This window comes from Streptococcus saliviloxodontae (genome assembly GCF_016908655.1).
Lineage (GTDB): Bacteria > Bacillota > Bacilli > Lactobacillales > Streptococcaceae > Streptococcus > Streptococcus saliviloxodontae.
Map to the genome: position 1 here is coordinate 1 of NZ_JAFBEI010000030.1, position 23,982 is coordinate 23,982.

Annotated in this window: 19 protein-coding genes; 3 read left to right on the forward strand and 16 right to left on the reverse strand. The window is 40.8% G+C overall.

Features of this window, described 5'->3' with window-relative positions:
• Positions 1 to 119 precede the first annotated feature (119 nt).
• The 13 genes from JOC31_RS07250 to JOC31_RS07310 form a co-directional block, all read right to left on the reverse strand.
• Positions 120 to 941 (reverse strand): transporter substrate-binding domain-containing protein, encoded by an 822-nt coding sequence (locus JOC31_RS07250; RefSeq protein ID WP_205017495.1) that lies wholly within the window; start codon positions 939 to 941, stop codon positions 120 to 122.
• A 90-nt stretch (positions 942 to 1,031) separates the two neighbouring features.
• Complete coding sequence (locus JOC31_RS07255; protein ID WP_205017496.1) at positions 1,032 to 2,147, reverse strand: aminotransferase; 1,116 nt, start codon at positions 2,145 to 2,147, stop codon at positions 1,032 to 1,034.
• A 187-nt stretch (positions 2,148 to 2,334) separates the two neighbouring features.
• On the reverse strand, positions 2,335 to 3,144 hold the full coding sequence (locus JOC31_RS07260; protein ID WP_205017497.1) for a transporter substrate-binding domain-containing protein: 810 nt from the start codon (positions 3,142 to 3,144) through the stop codon (positions 2,335 to 2,337).
• 14 nt (positions 3,145 to 3,158) lie between these two features.
• Positions 3,159 to 3,977, reverse strand: a complete 819-nt coding sequence (locus JOC31_RS07265; RefSeq protein WP_205017519.1) for a transporter substrate-binding domain-containing protein — start codon at positions 3,975 to 3,977, stop codon at positions 3,159 to 3,161.
• Positions 3,978 to 4,142: 165 nt separating this feature from the next.
• On the reverse strand, positions 4,143 to 4,607 hold the full coding sequence (locus JOC31_RS07270; RefSeq protein ID WP_205017498.1) for an 8-oxo-dGTP diphosphatase: 465 nt from the start codon (positions 4,605 to 4,607) through the stop codon (positions 4,143 to 4,145).
• A gap of 38 nt (positions 4,608 to 4,645) precedes the next feature.
• Complete coding sequence (locus JOC31_RS07275; protein WP_205017499.1) at positions 4,646 to 5,911, reverse strand: glutamate-cysteine ligase family protein; 1,266 nt, start codon at positions 5,909 to 5,911, stop codon at positions 4,646 to 4,648.
• A 180-nt stretch (positions 5,912 to 6,091) separates the two neighbouring features.
• Positions 6,092 to 6,283 (reverse strand): hypothetical protein, encoded by a 192-nt coding sequence (locus tag JOC31_RS07280; RefSeq protein WP_205017500.1) that lies wholly within the window; start codon positions 6,281 to 6,283, stop codon positions 6,092 to 6,094.
• Positions 6,283 to 6,699: a hypothetical protein gene (locus JOC31_RS07285; protein ID WP_205017501.1), complete on the reverse strand. Its 417-nt coding sequence runs from the start codon at positions 6,697 to 6,699 to the stop codon at positions 6,283 to 6,285. The genes JOC31_RS07280 and JOC31_RS07285 overlap by 1 nt, the downstream gene beginning before the upstream one ends.
• Positions 6,700 to 6,724: 25 nt before the next feature.
• Positions 6,725 to 9,820 carry a restriction endonuclease gene (locus JOC31_RS07290; RefSeq protein ID WP_205017502.1) on the reverse strand — a complete coding sequence of 1,032 codons (3,096 nt, stop codon included), beginning with the start codon at positions 9,818 to 9,820 and terminating at the stop codon, positions 6,725 to 6,727.
• On the reverse strand, positions 9,821 to 10,399 hold the full coding sequence (locus JOC31_RS07295) for an SLATT domain-containing protein (RefSeq protein ID WP_205017503.1): 579 nt from the start codon (positions 10,397 to 10,399) through the stop codon (positions 9,821 to 9,823). It lies immediately after the preceding gene.
• A gap of 2 nt (positions 10,400 to 10,401) precedes the next feature.
• Positions 10,402 to 12,039 (reverse strand): site-specific DNA-methyltransferase, encoded by a 1,638-nt coding sequence (locus tag JOC31_RS07300; protein WP_239551707.1) that lies wholly within the window; start codon positions 12,037 to 12,039, stop codon positions 10,402 to 10,404.
• 398 nt (positions 12,040 to 12,437) lie between these two features.
• Positions 12,438 to 13,115, reverse strand: coding sequence for a DUF4391 domain-containing protein (locus JOC31_RS07305; protein ID WP_205017504.1), 678 nt, complete (start codon positions 13,113 to 13,115; stop codon positions 12,438 to 12,440).
• Complete coding sequence (locus tag JOC31_RS07310) at positions 13,108 to 16,350, reverse strand: helicase-related protein (protein WP_205017505.1); 3,243 nt, start codon at positions 16,348 to 16,350, stop codon at positions 13,108 to 13,110. The genes JOC31_RS07305 and JOC31_RS07310 overlap by 8 nt, the downstream gene beginning before the upstream one ends.
• 229 nt (positions 16,351 to 16,579) lie before the next feature.
• On the opposite strand from JOC31_RS07310, the gene JOC31_RS07315 reads away from it, so the two are divergent.
• Entirely contained in the window at positions 16,580 to 17,071 is a 492-nt protein-coding gene (locus JOC31_RS07315) for a hypothetical protein (protein ID WP_205017506.1), read from the forward strand.
• A 55-nt stretch (positions 17,072 to 17,126) separates the two neighbouring features.
• Here the strand turns inward: JOC31_RS07315 and uvrB are convergent, their stop codons facing one another.
• A complete protein-coding gene (uvrB, locus tag JOC31_RS07320) occupies positions 17,127 to 19,118 on the reverse strand; it encodes an excinuclease ABC subunit UvrB (protein ID WP_205017507.1) in 1,992 nt (663 codons plus the stop codon).
• 327 nt (positions 19,119 to 19,445) lie between these two features.
• On the opposite strand from uvrB, the gene JOC31_RS07325 reads away from it, so the two are divergent.
• Positions 19,446 to 21,614, forward strand: a complete 2,169-nt coding sequence (locus JOC31_RS07325; RefSeq protein WP_205017508.1) for an ABC transporter substrate-binding protein/permease — start codon at positions 19,446 to 19,448, stop codon at positions 21,612 to 21,614.
• Positions 21,614 to 22,354: an amino acid ABC transporter ATP-binding protein gene (locus JOC31_RS07330; RefSeq protein ID WP_205017509.1), complete on the forward strand. Its 741-nt coding sequence runs from the start codon at positions 21,614 to 21,616 to the stop codon at positions 22,352 to 22,354. Before JOC31_RS07325 ends, JOC31_RS07330 begins: the two co-directional genes overlap by 1 nt.
• Positions 22,355 to 22,463: 109 nt before the next feature.
• Here the strand turns inward: JOC31_RS07330 and JOC31_RS07335 are convergent, their stop codons facing one another.
• Together JOC31_RS07335 and obgE are read right to left on the reverse strand one after the other, a co-directional pair.
• Positions 22,464 to 22,619: a hypothetical protein gene (locus tag JOC31_RS07335; protein WP_205017510.1), complete on the reverse strand. Its 156-nt coding sequence runs from the start codon at positions 22,617 to 22,619 to the stop codon at positions 22,464 to 22,466.
• Positions 22,620 to 22,648: 29 nt separating this feature from the next.
• On the reverse strand, positions 22,649 to 23,962 hold the full coding sequence (obgE, locus tag JOC31_RS07340) for a GTPase ObgE (RefSeq protein ID WP_205017511.1): 1,314 nt from the start codon (positions 23,960 to 23,962) through the stop codon (positions 22,649 to 22,651).
• Positions 23,963 to 23,982: the final 20 nt, after the last annotated feature.

Here is a 23,982-nt window from a genome sequence, read left to right on the forward strand (position 1 = left end):
AGCTCGTATATTGTTAATTTATCTTCATACGTTAATTTCATCAAAAAACACCCCATTCGTTAGATTTTGTGTCTAACTTTTGGGGTGCAGTTCACAAACGATAGAAAGCTTCTTTTAGCTTATTCAGAAACTTGTGAACCTGTTTGTGCAGCTGCATCTGTGATGTACTGCTTGTATGTTCCTTTTTCTTTAAGTTCTTTAATCACTTGATTAGCTACTTTTGCTAGCTCATCGCTACCTTCTTTTGGCATAGCAACGGCTTTTGCATCCCCCTCGCTCACTTTAAGAGCAACTGAAGCCAAAGCTAAATCTGAATTTTGAGAAAGGTAACCTTCTGCTACTGGTTTTTCAAGATCCACTGCATCAACGACACCTGATTTCAATTCGTTAATAGCTTCACCCATGGCAGTCAATGATACAATATTAGATTTTGTCAATTGAGCCTTAGCTAAACCTTCTTCAATTGTTCCTTTTTGAACAGCTACTTTTTTACCATTCAAAGCATCAAGTGACTTGTAAGTCGCTGCTTGATCCGCACGAACCAAGATCGCATTTTCAGTCTCGTAGTAAGAGTCAGAGAAGGTAAAGGCTTTTTTACGCTCAGCTGTTACAGAGAGACCTGAGATTGCCATATCAGCCTTACCTGATTTCAAACTTGAAAGCACGTTGTCAAAACTCATGGTTGACACTTCAAGTTTAACACCAATTTTATCAGCAATAGCTTGTGCCAACTGAATATCCGCTCCGACAACCTTATCCTTACCATCAACCAAAGCCTTAAATTCGAATGGGGCATAGTCAGGACTAACAGCAACAACCAATTTACCTGATTTTTTAATCGAATCTAATTCATTTTTTGATGATGACGATGACGAACAAGCCGCAAGCGTCACAACAGAGAGAGCAACAAGAGCTCCCAAAAACATTTTTTTCAATTTCATAGGGTATCTCCTTAATAAATTCTTATAACTTCTAGTCTATTATACAGAATACTCCCATAACAGTCAATGTTTTTGGTATAAAAATACAGACTATAATCTATTTAAAACTTTTGATACTTTCTCAAGCGCTTCTTCTAGAATCTGCTTATCGCCACAATAACCCAATCGGACATGACCTTCAATGCCAAAGCGACTGCCTGGAACAAGTAAAACCCCTTCTTCCTTCAGTAGTCGAATGCAAAAAGATTCAATCGGTTCATCAACCGCTAATTTTACAAAACTAGTCGAGACCTTCTTTGGTAAGATGGCACTGGCTTTTTCCTCCTTAAACAACCAGTTTTCCAATACCGCTAGATTATCAGAGAGGATTTTTTGATTACGTTTTAAAATAGCTTCCTTATGTTGAAGCGCATAGCTTGCTAAAAAGTCATCAAACACCCCTGCACAGATCAAGGTGTAGTCTCGATAATCTCGTAAGATAGCCGTCACCTCTAAATTAGAGGCAATCCAACCCACCCGAATCCCTGGAAGAGACAAGGATTTTGACAAACTATTCACTGAAATCCCCTTCTCGTACAAATCAACGATAGCAGGAACTGTCATATCTGGATCAAAAGAAGGGTAGACTTCGTCTGATAAGATGTACGCCCCTACCTCTCTTGCAATTGAAACCAACTCCTCCAAGAAAGCACCATCCATCAGAGAACCAAAAGGATTGTTAGCATTATTGATACAAATCATCTTGGTCTCGGGGCGGACAAGCTGCCTTAAGTCATCCAAATCAGGAAGCCAGTTCAACTCCTCTTTTACCTCCCAATAACTCACATCAGCCCCTAAGGATTTTGGAATATCGTAAAGTTGTTGATAGGTCGGATACAACGAAATGACATGATCCCCAGGCTCTATCAGCGCATAGATAGCCAATAAGTTTGCTCCTGTTGCTCCATTGGTTTGTAGAATCTGATCACTACATGTGTGGTGATAACCTTTTGCAACCTCTGCCTTAAATTCAGGAGACCCTTCTATCCAACCGTAATCCATTTTTTTCTGCCCTAAGGCTCTAAAAAAGGCTTGCTGGTCCTCTCCTGTTAATGCAAATAAATCATCTAGAGTCAGAGCAGAGATGCTGACCCCTGCAATGTCATGACTTGCCTCTTTTTCATAGGTATTCAACCATTCTTCGACACCAAAACGTGGTAATTTCATAAGTTTATCGTCTCCTTTCTATAAGCTTACTTAATCACTTGAGAAATGTCAATTTTTCCAGTAAACGAAGGGCGAAATAAAACACCAAAAAGCTCGTTTTTCTAATCATGTCCTCTTGAAATGGTGAAAAGTTCTCCAATAACACCATCAAGTATGACATCAACAAGAAAAACGAACCTTACTAATCTTAATTAGAGCTGCTTTGTTGGTAACTTGCAGCTTCTTGTAACCAAGTGTCAAATTGACCTGATTCTTTGACTTCTTTGATCGCCTGATTGACTTTTGAGATGACCGCTTTATCTGTTCCTTTCGGCAGAGCCACTGCATAGGTATCTGACTCAGTTGATGTCAAGGTCAGCTGATCCGATATGATCAAGTCATCATTTTGTGCAACATAACCTTCTGCAATAGCTTTTTCCAAAACCACAGCCTGCAATTGACCTGATTTAAGCTCTGAAATCATTTCACCATTTGAGGTTAGAGACACGATACTTGCTGTTGGCAACTGCTCTTTAGCAACATTTTCTTGAACAGACCCTTTCTGAGTTCCAACTGATTTTTTATTAAGACTATCAGCTGTCGTGTAGGCCGTTAAATCAGCCTTTTTTACAATGACAACATTTTCTGATGTGTAATAAGGATCCGAAAAATCATAGGCTTTCTGACGCTCCTTGGTGACTGAAATACCTGCAATAGCCATATCAGACTTACCTGATTGAAGGGTAGCTAGGACATTGTTAAATGACATGACAGAATAATCTACCTTAACACCTAGCTTTTTAGCGATTGCTTTTCCGAGTTCAATATCCGCTCCTACAAGGGTATCTTTCCCATTTTTAAGAGTTTTAAATTCAAAAGGTGCAAATTCCGACTCTGTAGCGACGACAAGCTTACCCTTGCTGGACAAACTTTTCTCAGTCAATCCCTTATTAGAAGAACACGCGCCTAGAGCCAATAAGGATAAGGCTACCATTCCTAGATATACTACTTTCTTCATATCAATCATATCTCCTAGTCTTTATCGCTATCTAAAGATTGCTCGTAAGCTGTTTGTACAAAGTTATCAATCTTACCTTCTTTTTTCAATTGTGTAATCACTTTATCAACAGTTGCTTTTAATTTATCGCTTCCTTTTGGAATGGCAACAGCATAGGCATCTGTTGATTCTGATTTGAGAGTAAGGTCAGCTATGGCTAAATCATCATTTTTAGCAACATAGCCTTTGGCAATAGCTTCTTCAAGCACAACCCCTTGAACTTGACCAGATTTGAGCTCATTGATAGCTTCGCCTGGTTGTGTTAGAGAAACCATGTGAGCAGAGCTAAAGTTTGCTTTTGCAATAGTCTCTTGGATGGAGCCTTTCTGAGTAGCGATGGATTTATCCGCAAAACTATCGGTACTTGTCGCTGAGGCTAACTGCGATTTTTGAACGATAAGAACCGACTTAGATTCGTAGTAAGTCTCTGAAAAATCATAAACTTTTTGACGCTCTTCCGTCGCAGAAATCCCTGAAATGGCAATATCTGCCTTGCCTGATTTGACTGATGCCAGAACATTATTGAAAGACATGGTTGAGAATTTTACCTTAACCCCAAGTTCCTCTCCGATAGCCTTAGCAATCTCAACGTCAGCACCGACCACCGTATCCTTGCCATTTACCAAGGTTTTAAATTCAAATGGTGCGAACTCTGGATTCATAGCAACCGTCAAGGTCCCCTTATCCTTTATCTTTTCCAAACTATCCTTGCTCTGACTAGATCCACACGCTGTCAAAGCAAAGACAGATGCTACCGCTAACATACCAAACGTTATTTTTTTGAATGACATAATCATACCCTTTTCTTTCCTAAAAACTAATTTTTATAACTTATACATCCATTTTATAGAATTTTTATTCATAAGTCAAGCCGTTTTTGAAATAAAATACAAAAAGACTTGTTTTTTTGATAAAACAAGCCCTTTTTTATGTTATAAAACTATATTTTTAAGAGAATTTCACCAAAACTCTCGAATAAAATCATTCTCAAGTCTTTCGCGATAAAAGAGTTCATTCAGCTCATTTTCCTCAAAAACGCGAAGAAGGTTAAGTAAATCATAGGCTAAAGTCATCTTGTTAAAGTTATCTGGATGGACCCAAAGAACCTCACCTTCGTCTGAAGAGACTAAACTCCCACTATATTCCGTCGCCGTGTATAAAAATACTAAATAGCGTTCATTATCTTTGGTGTACCAATGCTTCATGCCTACTAACTTAGGATTTCGAATTAAGAGCCCTGTCTCTTCCTTTACCTCACGAATGACGGACTCTACTAATCCCTCATGTGGTTCGATATGACCACCTGGTAAAGCAGCACCTGACCAGGAATAACGCTTCGGGTCTCTGATTTGCATCAAATAGCGTCCTTCTGAGTCCTTAAGCAGACACATGTTCGTTAAAATAGTTGCTTGTGCGCGTGACATCATAACTCCTTCTTAATACAAAAACAAAATCATATCGGCTATACTAAATTCTCCAAATAAACTTCCTCGCCAAACCCTCTTTCTTGTAAGCCTTCTTTGGCTAAATGGCAAAGCTCTTGACTGAAGTCTCGAATGCTTTCCAACTCCTTCTTACTGAGATGATTAGAAGCAAATTGTCGGCGGAGCTTGGCATAATCACGCCCCCAAAGCTCAAAGAAATCTGACGAGGCTAATAAACGTTCCAGAGCATCCAATTTGACCAAAAGCCCCAACTGAAAGGCGATAGGAGTGAAGGTCTTGTCCAAAGCCTGCGTGCAGACACTTCGGCATTCGACAGTTCCGCGCGTCGTTAACAGCTCATAATAGTAGGCACGGTGTTGGTCTAAATCACTCGTCTCTGGTTGAATAACACGGGTCTTACCTGACAAATCAAAAGCTTCAATCTCCACTTGATCTATGTAGTCTTTGAGCTGAATTGGTGGAAAATAGAGAATCTCTCCATTTCGATAAACATAGAAGAGACAACTCTCCTCCAAGTAATCCAAGAAATCTTCCTCAGTCTGGAAATCCTGCTCATAGATTCCGATATTTTTCTTAAAAAGACCGTGCATCGAATTTTCCCAAAAAAGATCTCTAGAAATGCTCGTTCCCCAATCTTCTCCCTCAAATGGAGAATTAGCAAAGAGGTAAGCCTTAGCTGCTTCAATTTTATTAAAGGCATTGAGAACACGTAAGTAGTTAGCCTTTGAAACATCAAACTGCACTTGATTGCCACAGATAAAACTACCATAATCTGGGTAGGTATGGAATCGCTCTGCTTGTGGCATGCCCTTATAAAGTGCCAGGTAACTAAGCAGCATCTGGTAACGATCAACCTTAACCGCACGATTATCATTAATGGCCCAAGCAGGGTTGATCCCTAGACCCGCCAAAGCATGGTCGTATTGCCCTAAAAAACTCTGAATCTCAGCCAGATAGAGCTGAAAACGCTGGTCAATCTGCCCAATTCTATCCGCCTTACCAAAAGCCAATTCTAAGGTATTATAAGTCAATTCAAACATAATGACATCTTCTGTATCTGGCGAAGATAACTCAATGACCTGACCTTCACTATCTACCTTTACACTCTCAAAACCAAACTTGCCTTCTAAGTGAGCAATCAAGGATTTGCCTACTGCTGGATCTGTCGCTTGACCAAATACTTGAACAATAGGAAATTCCAACTCAACTCCCAAATAGAGATGAGGATTTTCCTTGATTGGTGTTAAATAACGCTCTTTTAACAATTCTCTTAGGTTTTTCATTCGTATATCACTCTCCTTGGTACTCTAGTCTGATAGTACCTAACCATGATGTTGCCTTCCATTATATCAATAAAGCGATTCAAGGGCAAACCTCGAATCGCTCTGCTTTAGCTTCTGCCTTATCCTAGTCATTAGAAACAATGAAAGACAGAACTACTTTTTTCACACCTCAGGTACTCATTAACTAGAATAATTAAGTAATCCTATCGCCATCTGGTAAATAAATGGAAAAAGGACAGTCGCTAGCCACTGAAGCACTAAATAGGCACTCACAAAAATAATAAGACAAGCTAGCCCACCATTTAAGGAAGAAACTTCTCGAACCGAAAACATCCCATTAGACTTAATATGACCATTGTATCGTTTTGCCATCAGTCCACCTTCCTTTTTCTACCATAAGCCAGCCCCAAATAAATCAGAAAAGCAAGGATAAAGCCAGGGGCAAGAAAGGGAAACATCAAAGAAAGACCAACTGTCGCCGCAAATAACCAAATGCTTACTGTTGTTCGGCTCTCCTTGACCTTTTTTGCTTCCCAAGCTTGCCAAATCGCCTCTGCCTCGTCAGCGTACTGTTCAGTTAACTGAGCAAAGGCAAGCTTTTTGTCAGGATCGTCCTCCTGGAGCATGGCAAGATGAGCCTGAGACATCCGATCCTTAGCAGCTTCAAACCGGGTCACCACAGATTGATACTCAGCCATGTCGTACTGCTTTTGCTGCTGCCTCAATCCAGCTCGCTTGACCTGTCTCTCCACTTCTCTTCTTATCCGACGACGGTCTTGGTAGTTCATAGTAACTCCTCTTTATATCGTTCGACTAGCTCTTTACAATCGCAAGTAACTGCTCATAGCTATCAACAACATCATAAATATGATTATCTTGAATCATACCAGATTCTTTCAATTTTTTAAAGTGAGCACGTGCACAATTGATTTTAGACTCTTCAGATGCTTTTAGTTGTAAGCTAGACATAGAACCTTTGGTCTCAGCGACAAAATAAACATGTTTGACACTGCCCTCTTTAAAGGCAATCGCCCAGTCTGGATTGTAATCACCAAGTGGGGTCGGAATGACAAATTTTCTAGGCAATTTGACATAAACCTTGACGTCCGCTTGCTGTTCTAAAGCATCTTTGAAAGTTGCCTCAACTTCAGAATCCACTTTAACATAATTATAGATGCCTTTTTCAGATTCTAAGAGATGTTTATCAGCTAGTTGAGCCGTCTCTTCATTATCGGTAAAGATACTTGTATCAAAGCTTTCCTCTAAAATATGATACTCGATATGTTGAATAATTTGTCTCGCTTTTTGCTCATTGATCAAACGACCAACTTTGATAATAAATTCTTCTGGATTGACCTTGAATTTATCAAATTGATAAGGAGCTATTTTCGACAATATCTCGGCCACTGTCCGTCTGGTCAAACCTGTCACATCAGACAACTCACCTAAAAGGTCGTAACGCACCTGTATCTTAGGCTTCACTTGATCAGTATCCGCAGTTGATTGTTCAGACACAGCAAACCCCAAGCCCTGCTCAGTCATCTTGTCTGCCGCTGCCTCAACAATCTGATAAGACGGCTGACTGACCACCAAGTGATTTGTGATAGCTTCTGTAGCCTTACTGATCAATTCCGCATCGTCAAAAGTCACACGATAGCTTGACTTGCGATTGATAGTCTCCCAGAGCTTTTGAAATTCTGCCTTGGACAGATTTTCCTGATTGACTTCATCAGCGAAACGAATGCTAGCTTTATTAGCATTTTCGATAACATAACCTTCCCCAGTATAAACCGTATCGAGCAAGTTCAATAACTCACCTTCAAATCCAGTAACTGTTTCTGAAAAGACCAGTTGATTCTTTTCTTTCGCCTTATGAAACGTATCGGTCAACTGATAATCACTATCAATATAGCCTTGCTTAATCAACTCAAAATGAACTTTGTCAGCCACCTCTTTAGTGACCGTCAACTTGTCTCCGTCAGAATTGGTCAAAATCTTATCGACAAAAAGCTCTACGGTAACCTTCTTCGGTCTGTCCTTGAGTTCTTCCAGCATCTCTGTTTGTAGCGAACGGGTAAAGCTATCATAAGATTCATTAGCGATGACTGTCAGTTTGTTAATCTCATGCACAGCCTCTCCAAGAAGAGCGTAATCCTGACGGACACCTTTTTGGTCAACAGACAGACGCATCCCACGTCCAATTTCTTGACGCTTTCTGGTCTCTGCACTGCTATCTTTCAGCGTACAAATCTGAAAGACATTGGGATTATCCCAACCTTCTTTGAGGGCTGAGTGCGAGAAGATAAAGCGAACAGGTTCGTCAAAAGAAAGCAGACGCTCCTTGTCTTTCATGATCAAGTCATAGGCATCTTGGTCATTTGACTGAGCCTTCTTGCGTTCCGTTGCTGACTTATAGTCCACAAAGACCGTTTTGTCTGACTTCTTGACCTTATCAATCGAAAAATAGCCTGCATGAGCCTGACTGGCTTCTTGCTGACCTTCCAAGTAGGTACGATAGGATGACGCCTCGTGACTGGCTATATAATCTCTGACCTGACGCTGGTATTCTTCCTCGAAAAACTGAGCATAGTCACCATTCAAGGGATTATTGTCCTCATCATAAGCCTTATACTTAGCCACTTCATCAATAAAGAATAGGGATAAGACTTTGATACCGTGTTTATAGAGTATTTCTTCCTTTTCTAAGTGGGTCTTGATGGTCTCTGAAATCTGCAAGCGACGGAGATGATTTTCATCCATCAAGCCCATGACTTGACCGACATAGAGTTTTTGATTGGCACCGACTTGGATAGATTGCTCATCTTCTCTGGCATCAAAATGACTGAGTGTAAAACCATCTCGATAAGCCTCCATCTGGTTAGACTCTGCATAGAGGTCGAAAGGCTCGGTCACGATCCTCGTCTGACGCTTAATCTTACCTGCCTTGGTCAATATTTCAAACTCAATACGTGCCTTAGGACTTCCTGACTTTTGTGGTAACAGATCTAAAAGACGAAGATAACCTGTTGTCCCTGTCGATCCCGACTGCTCAATGGCTTTCACCGCAATCTTCTTGACCAACTTTTGATTGTAGGCATCCAAGGCATCCAGACGGTAAAGCATGTCATAATTTTCCTTATGCGTCGCCGAATAGCGGAGCGTCATCAGCGGTTTAAAGTCTGCCAAACGCTCTTTGGTTGCCTTTCCTTCCACTGACTGGGGTTCATCAATAATCATGATAGGATTAGTCGCAGCTAGAACATCAATAGGCTTACGGTAACGGAAATTCTCCAGCTCCATGTGAATACGTCTAGCATCCTTACCCTTAGCATTAAAGGCTTGGGCATTGATAATCATGACACGAAGGTCAGAAGAGTTGGCAAAAAGGTCTAAATCACTGAGACGACTAGAATTGTAAACAAAGTAGCGTGGCTTTGTGCCATACTCTGACTGAAAATGGTCTGCCATGACTTCAAAAGACTTGAGCACTCCCTCACGAATGGCAATACTTGGCACCACGATGATAAATTTGAGCCAGCCATAACGCTTGTGCAGTTCCATGATGGTACGGATATAGGTGTAGGTCTTACCAGTCCCTGTTTCCATCTCAATGGTTAGATTATAGGCAGGACGATTACCAAAGGTATCGAGTGATAAGCTATCCGAAGGCTTGAGACCATATCGCATCTGCGTCTGACGGATAGCCTGACGAATACTCTCCTGACTGAGACGAATCGGAGCGTTACGATAAGCATCCAAGACCAAATCGTCAAAACTATCACGCCCAAAATCACGCCCTGGGTCAGCCATATAGTGAACGCCGTCATGCTTAGGCTGTCCTTGGAAAATCCCAGCAATCGCCTCAACAGCATCAAGCTGGAACTGTTGGTGTTTAAATTGGAGTTTCACTTATTGTCCCCCATTCCAGTAAATATAGAATAGTACAAAAACAATACCAATAATGGGTTGTAAATTTACAAAGATATTGTCCAAACTAAAATCTCTAGTATACTTGCTATCTTCTTTGTTAGCTTTCCTATAATCTAAATCAGAATGATTCTCTTGACCTTGTAAAAGAATTTGATATTTTTCCATAATGATCGGGTATTTATTTTTCTTGATTTCTTCATCCTCACATTCTATGTTTTGGAAATCCTGAATAAGATTCTCTATCTCAAGTTGATGATAATCAAACTTTAAGGCTCTTTCTCTATAATTTAAGGTAGATACAAAATACTGCAAAATAATAGTGTACATAGAAAAGCAACCAGAAATAATCTTACGTGAAGTAGTTTCATCCTTTAAACCAATTGATATTACCAGTAAAATGGTTGAAAGTATACTAAAAACTAGCAAATACATTTCCCATTTACTAGAATAATTTCCAAGTCGCTCACTAGTATTAATTCTAGATTTTCTAACTATCTTTAATCTTCTAATACTATCTGCAAGCTTAAAGTCAATTGTACTTTCTTGTTCTTTGCTCATTTTTACACCACTTTCACTTTTGTTTCTGGGGAGAGTTCTTTGAAGATTTCTGAGACATTGATTTTGTCTGCTGAGTTGGCAAAGGATTCATCAAGAAAGACTGCTCTGAGCGGTTCTTTTTCAGCAATCTGACGGACGATAGCTTCATCTACTTGGTCAAAACAGGCAATCAAACTCTCCTCATCAACATTATAAACAGTCGCTTGTCCAATGGTTTCTGTCTCAATGGTTTCTATCTCAATAGACACATCAAGCCCCATCCCCCATGTCAGCATGACCTGATGAAGGAGGTCAAGACCCGTACGGTCTTCCTTGATGTTTGACACACTGTCAAAGAGGTCTTGCGACGTCGCATCAGGTGTCAGATAAACATCCTTGTAGTTGGACGAGTCCAAACGATAAGCTCTGAAACCAAGGTCAAGACTATCTGCTTTATCAGGGTGTTCATCCTTAATCTTAGCTGCAGCAAGACGGATACGCTCACGGGAGATTTGGTCAATAGTCTCATAGCCAGCTTCTTTAGCCGCAGACTTAGCATTAACCTCCTCGTCCAAGGTACAAAGGATATACTTACGATTACCACCATCTTCAGCATTTAACTGCATGACCGCATCCGCTGTGGTTGCTGAACCAGCAAAGAAGTCGAGGATAGTAGCATGTTCTATAGATGCACCAAGGTTCACTAAATTTTTTAACAAAGACGTAGGCTTGGGAAAATCAAATAATCGTTTATTTAAGAGTGATTCAACCTCTAAGCTAGCTCTTTGATTAGTACCAAATTCGATACCCCAAAAATCATTAGGTATCGCTCCTTTACTATCCTTTAAATATATTTTTTTATAGGGTTGCTCATCCCCACCTGTTGTCCAATATACTTGATTGCTATTATCAAGTTCTTCTAATTGCTGTTTTGTCACCATCCAAGGACCATTTAAAATATTTCCTGATTTAGTTACCACTGGATAAGAGTGGCGACCGCGAGTCTTATCCAGTAAAATCCCTCTTCGGAATTTTCCGGCATAAGAATCCTCGTACCTATACTCTTTTAATGCACTTTCTGATAACGGTAATCGTCCATAAATGACATTGGAGTATCTTTTAGCATAGACATATATGTACTCTTTAACTCGAGCACTAGTACCGATATTTGGTTGATTATCTGTTCTTCTCCATGAGATAATCTGAACCAAATTCTCCTCCCCAAAAACTTCATCACAAAGTGCTTTGAGGTTGGCTTGTTCGTTGTCATCAATGGAGATAAAAATAACGCCTGTCTCTTTGAGCAAGTTTCTTGCTAGGACAAGGCGTGGATACATCATATTGAGCCAATCTGAGTGATAACGGGCATTGCTCTTTTCATTTTTGAAAAGGCGTTGTCCTGTTTCATCCTTGCTCTCCATCGCTTGGTCTAGCTCGTCTTGTGTCATGGCGAAGTTATCCGCATAGACAAAGTCCTTGCCAGTATTGTAAGGTGGGTCAATGTAAATCATATCAATCTTATTGAGATATGATTCTTGCAGAATTTTCAAGACTTCAAGGTTGTCTCCTGAGATAAAGACATTACCTGTCTCATCAAAGTTGACAGACTCTTCCAAGTCTGGGCGGAGCGTCTTACTTGTCGGACGTCCTGCTTCTGCCATGGCCTCACGCTTACCAACCCATGTAAATTCATAGGTCTCACGCCCTTCCGCAACCTCATCTGACAGGAGGTCTTTGAGCTTGTCAAAGTCGATAGCTTGGCGTAAGTTCCCATCTGCGTCACGTGTCTCTGTTAAGACTTGTGGGAAAAGCTGCTTGATGGCTTCAAGGTTTGATTGGTGTAGGTTTTTAGATTGTGCAGAGACTTTCTCTAGTTGAGTGTAGTCTCCCTGTTTGTTCTGTTCTGTTCTGTTCTGTTCTGTTCTGTTCTGTTCTGTTCTGTTCTGTTCTCATGGTAAATCAATCTTTCTATTTTGACAATAATTTTTATGATTTTTTTGAGCTCTGGCTCATGATTTTTAGCGACCTTTGGTCGCTGAATGATATGGCGTATCCACGCTTATGTAATTAATCCCTCAATTTCTTTTTGTTTTGCCTTGTAGGCTTTTTTGTAGGTCATCTGGTCTCGCATAGACTTAGCCGCATACATTTTCTTCTTGAGTTGAGCCGCTTCTTTTTCCAGTTTTGCCAGCAACTGCGTCTCTTGGACAGTTTCCTTGAGAGTCGCTCTGCCATTATCAACTAGGTCGTCTTTGGCAACCGTCTTCACCAGACGGTCATAGACTTGGTCTAAGGTATCACCGTCAAAACCTAGCTCTATATCCTCCCAAGTCTCAAAACGACGAAGGAGTTTAAAGCGTTGTCCCTCCTTGATGTGACTAAGTTTCTCCTTATAATGAACCAACAACCCTTGACTGGCATCTGGTTTGACCAAGATATAGATAGGGTAAACTGCCAGACGCTTGTCCAAGGATTCTATCAACTTGATATTGACATCATCTTGATTGAGCTCAATGGTAATCACAGGAATCTGCTTAATCAACTGACCTTCCAAAATGTTGACTGTTGACGTTTGGATACTGTGGGTAATGGCTAGCTTGGCAAAGGATTCTCGCATCTCCTTTTGTTCTTCCTTAGAAAAGTGGAGTTGTTCAAAAAGATTGCTATTGCCACGCTGATAAGGTTGATAAAGGATACGCTCTTGAGGGAGTCGACAGGTCTCTGGTAGCTTAATCATGACCTTCCTCCATGACCGCAAAGAAACAAATCAATTCAAAGTCATCCTTGCCTTGGCTGGATTCCGTCATTAAATCTAATTCCTCGGCACTGAAAAGGCTATCCACAAAAGAAATCTCCTCTTGCTCAACCAAGGAATTAACTGCATCTTGCAGACGCTTCGAGTAATAAGACATTTCAACACCGTCCTTGGTTTTAGCCTTGTAGCGTTCAACCAAGTCTTCTAGTGGCTTATCCTTACCTTTAACCAAGCTTCTGATAACTTCTAAGAGTTTTTTAGTCTCTGTCACAGTGTAGAGACTATGCCCTTGACTATTGACATAGACCAGATAGTAAGGGTAGAGACGATTTTGCCTATCTTCCTTCTGATTTTTCACATTCTTGAGAACAAAGATAGCTCCTTCTGGTAAGGAAGAACTTGCTGGAACAACTGTTTGCAGCCCCAGTGGCATTTTCTCCAACTCAGGATGACCTTTAAGGTAACGATTAAGATCTGTACGATAATCTTCCAATCCCAAGTCCATAATGGAGATACCATCCGACATTTCTTCTAAGTCAACCACTTCATTACGAAGACGCTCCAACTGTTTTTTACGATAGTTATTATCTTCGATTTCCTCATCAGAAAGGACATTATCATCTGCTGTTGAGGTCAAGACTGAGATTTTCATCCGAGATTCAACACGAGATTTTAAGTCGATATACTCATCTAGGTCGATATTTGGCCAAAAGTTCACCAGTTGGATAACCTTATTTTGACTACCGATACGGTCAACACGCCCAAATCGTTGAATGATACGAACAGGATTCCAATGAATATCGTAATTGACCATCATATCAGCATCCTGTAAGTTTTGCCCTTCCGAAATAACATCTGTCGCAATTAAAATATCAATCTCACGCTCATCATCTGGAAAGACCACATGACGAGACTTGGATTTCGGTGAAAAATAAGTTAGTAGTGAGTTTAAATCCTTATGCTCAGTATCTAAAGTAGTTTTAAAGCTTGTTTGCCCACCAGAGACTTGAGCCGTATGAAGGCCATACTTTTTCAAAACATAGCTACTGATTTCTCGATAAAGATAGTCAGTCGTTGTGGCAAAGGCTGAGAAGATAATTATCTTTTTATTGCCTTTATTGATAGGATTAGCTAATTTGTCATCTATCAACTGACGAAGGGACTGCAATTTCTGATCTTGACTCGGATCTATCTGAGCGATTAAATCTGATATTTCAGACAAAATCTTGTCATCATCTTCTAAATCACGTTTCCAAGATTGATAGTCTATATCCTGTAACTCTATGGTAACTTTCTTACCAACTAAACTTTCAGCATTACTATCTTCAATATCAAAGTCATTGTCATCAAAAGTTGTCGCTTTTAGCGATACAGCTTGTCCGTTGAGTTCATAGGATTCAATCGTCGATAAGGTGGTTTTGATATAAGCCAACACCACCTCTTCAAGGGTATAGCGAAAGGCTTGGACAGAGCTTTCTAGTCGTTTAAGGAGATTAATCATCATCAGTTTCTTAATACCCGCTTCACGCCCTGATTGAGAAAGATTTAAACCTTTACCATCTTTCTTTTCATATTTAAAACGTTTTGAAGGGTAAATATACTGACTTGGTTGATAAATCATCAAATTTAAGCGATCTAAAAGCTGGTAAATACGCTTATAAGTGATATGAGATAGACTAACCGTCAATTCAGGATAATAATTTTTCGGTTTCAGACGTTGAGGAAAATCACCGATTGCCTCGCGATCATAAAAATCTCGGATATGCTTGCGACTTCTTGCAATAGTGACACTATCTAAAACCTTGAAGAAATCAAAATCAAGCATTTCCAACAGACGCTCAGTCGTCCTATTCTCAACTGAAAAATCTGCCCACTTGTTATAGGCTGATTGTGCCATGCGGAAAATATCATCAATAGATGATTTGGTATCTAGCTTATGATTGATATTATCTGGATTTCCTTCATAGGCTAGTGCCAACTGATTTTTCAAATCATTAAAGCGATTATTAACAGGTGTTGCGGACAACATGAGGACTTTTGTCGGAACGCCCTCTTTAATCACACGATTCATCAAGCGACTATATCGGTTTTCTTTACCCGTTTCTTCAGACTTGCCACCGCCATTTCTGAAGTTATGAGATTCATCGATAACAACTAGATCATAGGTATCCCAGTTATTCAAAGCAAGGTCGATACCATTTGACATTCCCCTAGTCCTACTCAAATCAGTATGGTAAAGAACATCATATTGCAACTGGCGGTCATAGATAGGATTATTCTTATAATTATGACGGTACATGTTCCAGTTGTTTTCCAGTTTTTTTGGACATAAAACTAAGATGCGTTTCCCCCGATAAGCATAGTAGGTCATCACTGCTAAGGCGGTATAGGTCTTACCTAGACCAACTGAGTCTGCTAGGATACAACCTTGATACTGCTCAAGTTTAGTAATGATAGATTCTACCGCATCTTTTTGAAAATCATAGAGGGTATTCCAAAGTTTCGTTTCCTTATACTTCACATGTTCATTTGGCTGATGGTCTTCATTGATGTCTAGCAAGAAATCTTTGAAAATATTATAAAGCATGACATAATAAATAAATTCTGGGGAATGCTCCTGATAAGCCGTGCTTAAACTTTCTAAGACCTTCTCAGTGACATCTCTAAAATACTCATCGTTTTGCCAATACTCATCAAACTCCGTTAAATAAGTCAAACTCTCAGGAGCATGATTCAGGTGACGAACCGTTGGAAGTGGATGAGGTTCGTACCCAAGTTCTTTTCGGTCAAATTCTTTTAACTTGTCAACAGTTATCGTATCTTCAGATTGTTCGATACGAATGCCATCCGATATTCCGACATCTTCTGTAATCGATTTAAAACGTACTTTTTGTCTAATCCACTCAGCACACTCTCTAGCGATAGCCTTTTGACTCAGATCGTTCATCAACTTAATTTCAAAACTTGCTCCAAAAAGAGACTGCTCTCGCTTACACTTTGGGATGGCATATTCCCGAAATTCCTTAGTCAAGTCTTTCGTTAAAAAAGTAGGATTGGTGAAAATAAATTGTAAGCTATCAATGTTTTCCAACTCATCCTTTAGTTCTTGATAAGCAAACATGGAAAAAGTAGCTGCTGCGATTTTGACACGACTTCCTAAAGTTAATTCTTTTTTCAACTCATCACCTAAGCGAACCTGTCGATTGTCAATTTTCATAAGAACCTCCCTTTACAGTACTTCTATTTTACCATAATATTAAGGAGAGTGTTGTTTTTTCTGACAATTATAACATTTTATCCAACAACTTTAACAACAAAAATTATCTCTTAATCATGTAAATCAAGCTACTCCTACTGCCAAAAACGGCAAGACTATGATAAAATGATAAGGCTATGACTAACCCTCATTCGTTGTATTAACATTATCCTAAGAGGAAAGGTATGACATGACTAAGAATCTCAAACAACTACTAGAGACATCGACAAGATGCGTTGTCTCCTTTGACAATATCGATACATTCCCACTCCAGTTTCAGAAAAACCTCTGGTCACTACTATGTTTTCTAAGAGACCATGAGGTCAAATGGTTGAACGGTGAAGCTGCAACATCAGACAGCATGGTCTCTACCGTGGTTTATACTATCGAACATTACCATTACATGGCAAAACGACTTGGTACGGTTACGCCAGCTCTCACTCAGATCGCTCTGCAATTTGAAACTGTTGAACGCTACAATGGCCGCAAGTGGGATGAAGAGGAGGAAACCTTCTACGAAGACTACGACTCCTTCTATGGCTTTACCTGGTTAAAAGAAGTTCCTGATGATGCCATTCCTTTTGAAGAGCAGGCCCAAGACTTTAAACCATACTACGATGCTCCTAAGCCAGAGGAGACGCTTGATTTATCTGGACTAGCATCAAAATTCACATCACGTTAATAGTAAAAAGATTTCAGAAAGGCAGCCTAATGTGGCTATCAGTCTGAAATCTTTTTTAGTCCATGCTCTTTAATTCCAAGACCATGTCACGAATCTGAGCTGCCAATTCAAAGTCAAGCAACTCTGCGGCTTCTTGCATTTGTTTTTGCAGTTTTTTGATGGCTTCTTGTCTCTCTGACTTGTTCATGGCTGAGTAATCCACGGTTTCTTCTGCCACTTCTGTATCATTTGCTTTAGAAATAGCAATAAGGTCGCGAATCTCTTTCTTAATCGTCTGTGGGACAATGCCATGCTCTTCATTATAAGCCATCTGAATCTGACGACGACGTGCTGTCTCGTCCATGGCACGCTGCATCGACTCGGTAATCTTATCGGCATACATGATGACATGACCGTCAACGTTACGAGCGGCACGCCCAATAGTCTGGATGAGTCCACGCTCATTGCGGAGGAATCCTTCCTTATCCGCGTCAAGGATCGCTACCAGACTGACCTCAGGCACATCAATCCCCTCACGGAGCAAGTTAATTCCGATAAGCACATCAAAGACACCTAAACGCAAATCACGGATAATCTCTGTACGCTCCAAGGTCTTAATATCCGAGTGCATGTACTTGACCTTGACGCCCATTTCCTTGAGGTAGTCGGTCAAATCCTCTGCCATCTTCTTAGTAAGGGTTGTGATAAAGGTACGCTCGCCTCTTTCAACACGTTGGGTAATTTCGCCAAGTAAGTCATCCATCTGCCCCATGCTTGGACGAACTTCGACTTCTGGATCCAGCAGACCTGTCGGACGGATAATCTGCTCGATAACTGTATCTGTCTGCTCCATTTCGTAATCACCAGGTGTCGCTGACACATAGACTATCTGGTGGACGTGACTTTCAAATTCTTCTCGGCGCAGCGGTCTGTTGTCCAAGGCTGACGGCAAACGGAAACCATAATCCACCAACATCTGCTTGCGAGAGCGGTCGCCATTGTACATCCCTTTAATCTGCCCCATGGTCATGTGGCTCTCGTCAATCATGATGAGGAAATCCTCTGGGAAGAAGTCCAAAAGCGTATAAGGTGGCTCACCTTCAGAACGCCCGTCCATGTGACGTGAGTAGTTCTCAACGCCGTTGGTGTATCCCATCTCACGCAACATTTCAATGTCATATTCTGTTCTTTGTTTCAATCGCTGGGCTTCTAATAACTTCCCTTCTGACTCAAAGAGCTGGAGTTGGTCAGCCAGCTCCGCTTGGATATTGGCAATAGACTGCTCCATATGTTCGTCGTTGGTCACAAAGTGGGTGGCAGGGAAAAGCACCAAGTGGTCAACCTCTCCCAAACTTTTACCCGTCAGGCTTTCAATTTCACGGATACGATCAATCTCATCTCCAAAAAACTCGATACGAAAGGCATGTTCGTCACGTGAGGCAGGGAAAATTTCCACCACATCACCACGCACACGAAAGCGACCACGCTGAAAATCAATGTCATTTCGCTCAAACTGAATATCCACCAAGTCATTCAAGAGTTTATCACGAGAAATCTCCTGGCCAGGACGCAGGCTAACAGCTGAGTCTGCGTATTCTTTAGGCGAACCCAAACCATAGATACAAGAGACCGATGCCACGACGATAACGTCATTGCGCTCCAAGAGAGCAGACGTTGCCGAATGGCGAAGCTTGTCGATCTCATCATTGACCGAACTATCTTTTTCGATATAGGTATCTGATGAGGGTACGTAGGCTTCTGGCTGATAATAATCATAGTAAGACACAAAGTACTCAACAGCATTGTCAGGGAAGAACTCCTTGAACTCTCCGTAGAGCTGTCCCGCCAAGGTCTTATTGTGGGCGATGACCAAGGTCGGCTTATTGACCTTGCTGATCACTTGACTCATGGTAAAGGTTTTACCAGTCCCTGTTGCCCCAAGGAGAATCTGAGATTTTTCGCCTCCTTCGATGTTATCCACCAATTGCTCAATGGCCTGCGGCTGGTCTCCAGACGGTTGATACTTAGAGACCAGCTTAAACCGATTATCTTCTCTTCTATCTATCATACGTTCTACTTCCTTTCAAAACATAACAATCTCTTACAAGGACATCACTTTTTACCCTTGATGAGTCATCAGTTCTTCTTAAGTCAAAAGAAAATCCCACTTTGAGGGAATCTCTTGCTTCAATTCATGTTTTTTTCCTTATCTATTCTACCATATCATCTTAGATGGGAGGGAAATAGTGTCGCATTCTTCCTTATTTTAAGCTAGCAATATTATTTTTGTAACATCTCATGTTAGATTTTATGACACAAAGAGACGGTGATGTTTGCTTAAATATTTCTTATTTGATATAATAGCTAGGTAAATGAATAAAGGAGACATTCACTAATGAAGAAAAAACTCTTCGCAGCCCTTCTATCGGTTGCTTCAGTTTTCTTTGTAATGGGTGGTCAAGCAATGGCGGATACTATTAATATTGTATCCGATACAGCTTACGCACCATTTGAATTTAAGGATTCTGATCAAGTTTATAAAGGAATCGACGTCGATATTATTAACGAAGTCGCTAAACGTGCTAACTGGGATGTTAATATGACTTTTCCAGGCTTTGATGCAGCGGTTAACGCTGTTCAAGCTGGTCAAGCTGACGCCCTCATGGCAGGGACAACTGTAACGGACGCTCGTAAAAAAGTCTTTACTTTCTCTGACACTTACTATGATACTGCTGTTGTTATTTACACACGTAAAGACAGTAAAGTCACTAGCTACAAAGAGCTCAAAGGAAAAATCGTCGGGGTTAAAAATGGAACTGCCGCACAAACCTTCCTTGAGAAAAATCAAGACAAATACGGCTATACACTTAAAACATTTGATACAAGCGACTTGATGAACAACAGCCTTGACTCTGGTTCTATCAATGCTGCAATGGACGACCAACCAGTTGTTCAATACGCCATCAACCAAGGTAAGAACTACGCTATCAACATGGATGGTGAGTCAGTCGGAAGCTTCGCTTTTGCAGTTAAAAAAGGCAGTAAGCACGAGCATTTGATTGAAGAATTCAACAAAGCCTTCGCTGAAATGAAATCAGATGGTACCTATGAACAAATCATGGCCAAATGGTTGGGAGAACAAGCAAGCTCTGAACAAAGTAAAGGCGATGCTAACGCTAAGGCAACTCCAGTTAAAACTAAGTACAAAATTGTTGCAGACTCATCATTTGCACCATTTGAATTCCAAAACGATAGCGGTAAGTATGTCGGTATCGATATGGAACTCCTAAAAGCAATCGCTAAACAACAAGGTTTTGAGATTGAAATTTCAAACCCAGGTTTCGATGCAGCACTCAATGCTGTTCAATCAGGTCAAGCTGACGCTGTTATCGCTGGGATGTCAATGACAGATGCCCGTAAAGAAATCTTTGATTTCTCAGATTCTTACTACACGTCAAATATCATCTTAGCTGTTCAAAAAAGCAGCAAGGTTTCTTCTTACAAAGACTTAAAAGGTAAAATCGTTGGAGCTAAGAACGGAACCGCTTCTTACAATTTCCTTCGTGCAAATGCTAGCAAGTATGGCTACACCCTAAAAGCCTTCGATGAAGCATCATCAATGTATGACAGCCTCAATTCAGGTTCTATCGCTGCGCTTATGGATGATGAAGCTGTCCTAAAATACGCTATCAAACAAGGACGTAAGTTCAAAATACCAATTGACGGTGAACCTTCAGGTGAGTACGGTTTTGCCGTTAAAAAAGGCACAAACCCAGAGTTGATTGAAATGTTCAACAACGGCCTTGCTGCTTTGAAAAACTCAGGTCAATACAACAAAATCATCTCAAAATACATTGCCACTGATGATAGTGACAGTTCTGAAAAATCTGTGGATGAGTCAACAATCTTTGGCTTGATTTCAAACAACTACAAACAACTACTTTCAGGTCTTGGAACTACTCTTGGTTTGACCCTTCTATCATTTGCCATTGCTATGCTTATCGGTATTCTCTTTGGTATGATGGCAGTATCACCAAGCCAAATTCTTCGCACAATCTCAGCTATCTTTGTTGACGTGGTGCGTGGTATTCCATTGATGATTGTTGCCGCCTTTATCTTCTGGGGAATTCCAAACCTTATCGAATCTATCACAGGTCATCAAAGCCCAATTAACGACTTTGTCGCAGCAACTATCGCTCTTTCGCTAAATGGCGGAGCTTACATTGCCGAAATTGTTCGTGGTGGTATTGAAGCCGTTGATAAAGGGCAAATGGAAGCCAGTCGAAGTCTTGGTATCCCATACGGAACAACCATGCGTAAGGTTATCTTGCCACAGGCAGTCCGTCTCATGTTGCCAAACTTCATCAACCAGTTCGTTATTTCATTGAAAGATACAACTATCGTATCAGCTATCGGACTTATCGAACTCTTCCAAACTGGTAAAATCATCATTGCCCGTAACTACCAATCATTCCGTATGTACGCAATCTTGGCAGTTATCTACCTCGTGATCATCACCTTGTTGACACGTCTTGCAAAACGTTTAGAAAAGAGGCTTAAATAATGGCTGAATTGAAAATTGATGTGCAAGATTTGCACAAATCATACGGCGACAACGAAGTCCTAAAAGGGATTGACGCAAAATTCTATGAAGGCGATGTGGTTTGTATCATCGGTCCTTCTGGTTCTGGTAAATCAACCTTCCTTCGTACTTTAAACCTACTTGAATCCGTTACAAGCGGTAAGGTTGTTGTTGACGGTTTTGAATTGTCAGATCCAAAAACAAATATCGACAAGGCTCGTGAAAATATCGGTATGGTGTTCCAGCACTTCAACCTCTTCCCTCACATGTCTGTTCTTGAAAATATCACCTTTGCTCCAATTGAGCTTGGCAAATATTCCAAAGAAGAAGCTGATAAAGTAGGTATGGACTTGCTGGAAAAAGTTGGACTTGCTGATAAAGCTGATGCCAAACCAACTAGCCTTTCAGGTGGGCAGAAACAACGTGTTGCCATTGCTCGTAGTTTGGCAATGAACCCAGATATCATGCTCTTTGACGAACCAACATCAGCTCTTGATCCAGAGATGGTTGGTGATGTTCTTAACGTTATGAAAGATCTTGCAGAGCAAGGTATGACCATGCTTATCGTAACACACGAAATGGGATTTGCTCGTAAGGTAGCTAACCGCGTTATCTTTACAGATGGCGGACAGTTCATCGAAGATGGCACACCAGATGAAATCTTCGACAATCCAAAACACCCACGTCTTGTGGAATTCTTAGATAAAGTTTTGAACGCGTAAACGATAAAAAGAAACCTCGATTTTGAGCTTTCTTTTTATTATAGCTTCAATCCATAATAAAAAGACATGACATCAGTTTTAGATAACTTGATGTCATGTCTTTTACGTTTTAAGATTTTTTAGCCATTTTCTCACGTTCCAAACGCAGGCGACGATTGGGATTAAGTGTATTGAATAATTCTTCTAATTTCTCAGCATTCCAAACATCAGCTGCTGAAACAAAATGACCATCTTTATCCTTGAAAGATATGGGTTTATCTCCCATAAGAAACCTCCTTGGAAGCTACAAGCTGATTAGTCCACAAATTCAAACTCGAAATTGCCGATACGAACGATATCACCATCCTTAGCACCACGTTCACGGAGAGCCTCATCGACACCCATTCCACGCAATTGACGGGCAAATTTCATGATTGACTCGTCTCGTTCCATGTTAGTCATGACAAAGAGACGTTCCAATTTCTCACCTGAAAGTACCCATGAAGCATCATCATCACGGCTAATTTCAAATGGACGTTCATCTTCATTGAAGCCATAGTAAACTTCTTCTTGCTCCATATCTTCCTCTGTGTAAAGAAGAAATTCATCTGTTTGGTCAAGCAATTCTGCTGTCGCTTCCATCAAGTTTTCTAGACCTTGGTGTGCCAAACTTGAAATCGGGAAAATCATTGGAAGCTCGTCAAATTCGTCGTACTCAGCTGCTAATTTTTCCTTGAAGACTTTCAAGTTTTCTTCCGATTCTGGCATATCCATCTTATTAGCAACAATAATCTGCGGACGCTCCATCAAGCGAAGATTGTAGGTTTCAAGCTCTGTGTTGATTTGACAATAATCCTCATAAGGATCGCGCCCTTCACTAGCTGACATATCAATAACATGTAGGATAACACGTGTACGCTCAATGTGACGAAGGAACTGTGTTCCAAGCCCCACCCCCTGGCTAGCCCCTTCAATCAATCCTGGAAGGTCAGCCATGGCAAAGCTCTCACCAGACTTAGTACGAACCATTCCCAAGTTAGGAACAATTGTCGTAAAGTGATAGGCACCAATTTTGGGCTTAGCGGCTGAGACGACACTGAGAAGTGTTGATTTACCAACTGATGGGAAACCAACCAAACCAACATCAGCAAGAATTTTCAACTCCAACTGAAGTTCACGTTCTTCACCAGGCTCACCGTTTTCAGCAATTTCAGGAGCTGGGTTACGAGGTGTCGCAAAGCGAATATTACCACGACCACCACGACCACCTTGGGCAATGACAAACTCTTGACCGTTTTCTACCAAGTCAGTAATCACTTTACCAGTCTCTGCATCACGAACAGTTGTCCCTGGAGGAATAGAGACGATCAAATCATCTGATCCACGACCGTGCATTCCTTTAGTCATCCCTTTTTCGCCATCTTTTGCTTTAAATTTACGGTTGTAACGGAAATCCATCAAGGTGCGTAAGCCCTCGTCAACACGAAAAACGACTGAACCTCCTTTACCACCGTCACCGCCCCAAGGACCGCCATTTGGAACGTATTTCTCACGACGGAAGGCAACCATCCCATCACCACCACGACCAGCCTTGACGGTGATCTTAGCAGTATCTAAAAACATACTCATGATTTCTCTTTTTGAGAGGT

Excerpts from the sequence above, each read along its gene's own strand:
- JOC31_RS07310 (WP_205017505.1), bottom strand. The coding sequence starts at position 16,350 with ATGAAAATTGACAATCGACAGGTTCGCTTAGGTGATGAGTTGAAAAAA.
- JOC31_RS07255 (WP_205017496.1), bottom strand. The coding sequence starts at position 2,147 with ATGAAATTACCACGTTTTGGTGTCGAAGAATGGTTGAATACCTATGAA.
- JOC31_RS07335 (WP_205017510.1), bottom strand. The coding sequence starts at position 22,619 with ATGGGAGATAAACCCATATCTTTCAAGGATAAAGATGGTCATTTTGTT.
- uvrB (WP_205017507.1), bottom strand. The coding sequence starts at position 19,118 with ATGATAGATAGAAGAGAAGATAATCGGTTTAAGCTGGTCTCTAAGTAT.
- JOC31_RS07260 (WP_205017497.1), bottom strand. The coding sequence starts at position 3,144 with ATGAAGAAAGTAGTATATCTAGGAATGGTAGCCTTATCCTTATTGGCT.
- JOC31_RS07300 (WP_239551707.1), bottom strand. The coding sequence starts at position 12,039 with ATGGCAGAAGCAGGACGTCCGACAAGTAAGACGCTCCGCCCAGACTTG.
- JOC31_RS07285 (WP_205017501.1), bottom strand. The coding sequence starts at position 6,699 with ATGAACTACCAAGACCGTCGTCGGATAAGAAGAGAAGTGGAGAGACAG.
- JOC31_RS07270 (WP_205017498.1), bottom strand. The coding sequence starts at position 4,607 with ATGTCACGCGCACAAGCAACTATTTTAACGAACATGTGTCTGCTTAAG.
- JOC31_RS07280 (WP_205017500.1), bottom strand. The coding sequence starts at position 6,283 with ATGGCAAAACGATACAATGGTCATATTAAGTCTAATGGGATGTTTTCG.
- JOC31_RS07275 (WP_205017499.1), bottom strand. The coding sequence starts at position 5,911 with ATGAAAAACCTAAGAGAATTGTTAAAAGAGCGTTATTTAACACCAATC.
- JOC31_RS07325 (WP_205017508.1), top strand. The coding sequence starts at position 19,446 with ATGAAGAAAAAACTCTTCGCAGCCCTTCTATCGGTTGCTTCAGTTTTC.
- JOC31_RS07330 (WP_205017509.1), top strand. The coding sequence starts at position 21,614 with ATGGCTGAATTGAAAATTGATGTGCAAGATTTGCACAAATCATACGGC.
- JOC31_RS07315 (WP_205017506.1), top strand. The coding sequence starts at position 16,580 with ATGACTAAGAATCTCAAACAACTACTAGAGACATCGACAAGATGCGTT.
- obgE (WP_205017511.1), bottom strand. The coding sequence starts at position 23,962 with ATGAGTATGTTTTTAGATACTGCTAAGATCACCGTCAAGGCTGGTCGT.
- JOC31_RS07250 (WP_205017495.1), bottom strand. The coding sequence starts at position 941 with ATGAAATTGAAAAAAATGTTTTTGGGAGCTCTTGTTGCTCTCTCTGTT.
- JOC31_RS07305 (WP_205017504.1), bottom strand. The coding sequence starts at position 13,115 with ATGATTAAGCTACCAGAGACCTGTCGACTCCCTCAAGAGCGTATCCTT.
- JOC31_RS07295 (WP_205017503.1), bottom strand. The coding sequence starts at position 10,399 with ATGAGCAAAGAACAAGAAAGTACAATTGACTTTAAGCTTGCAGATAGT.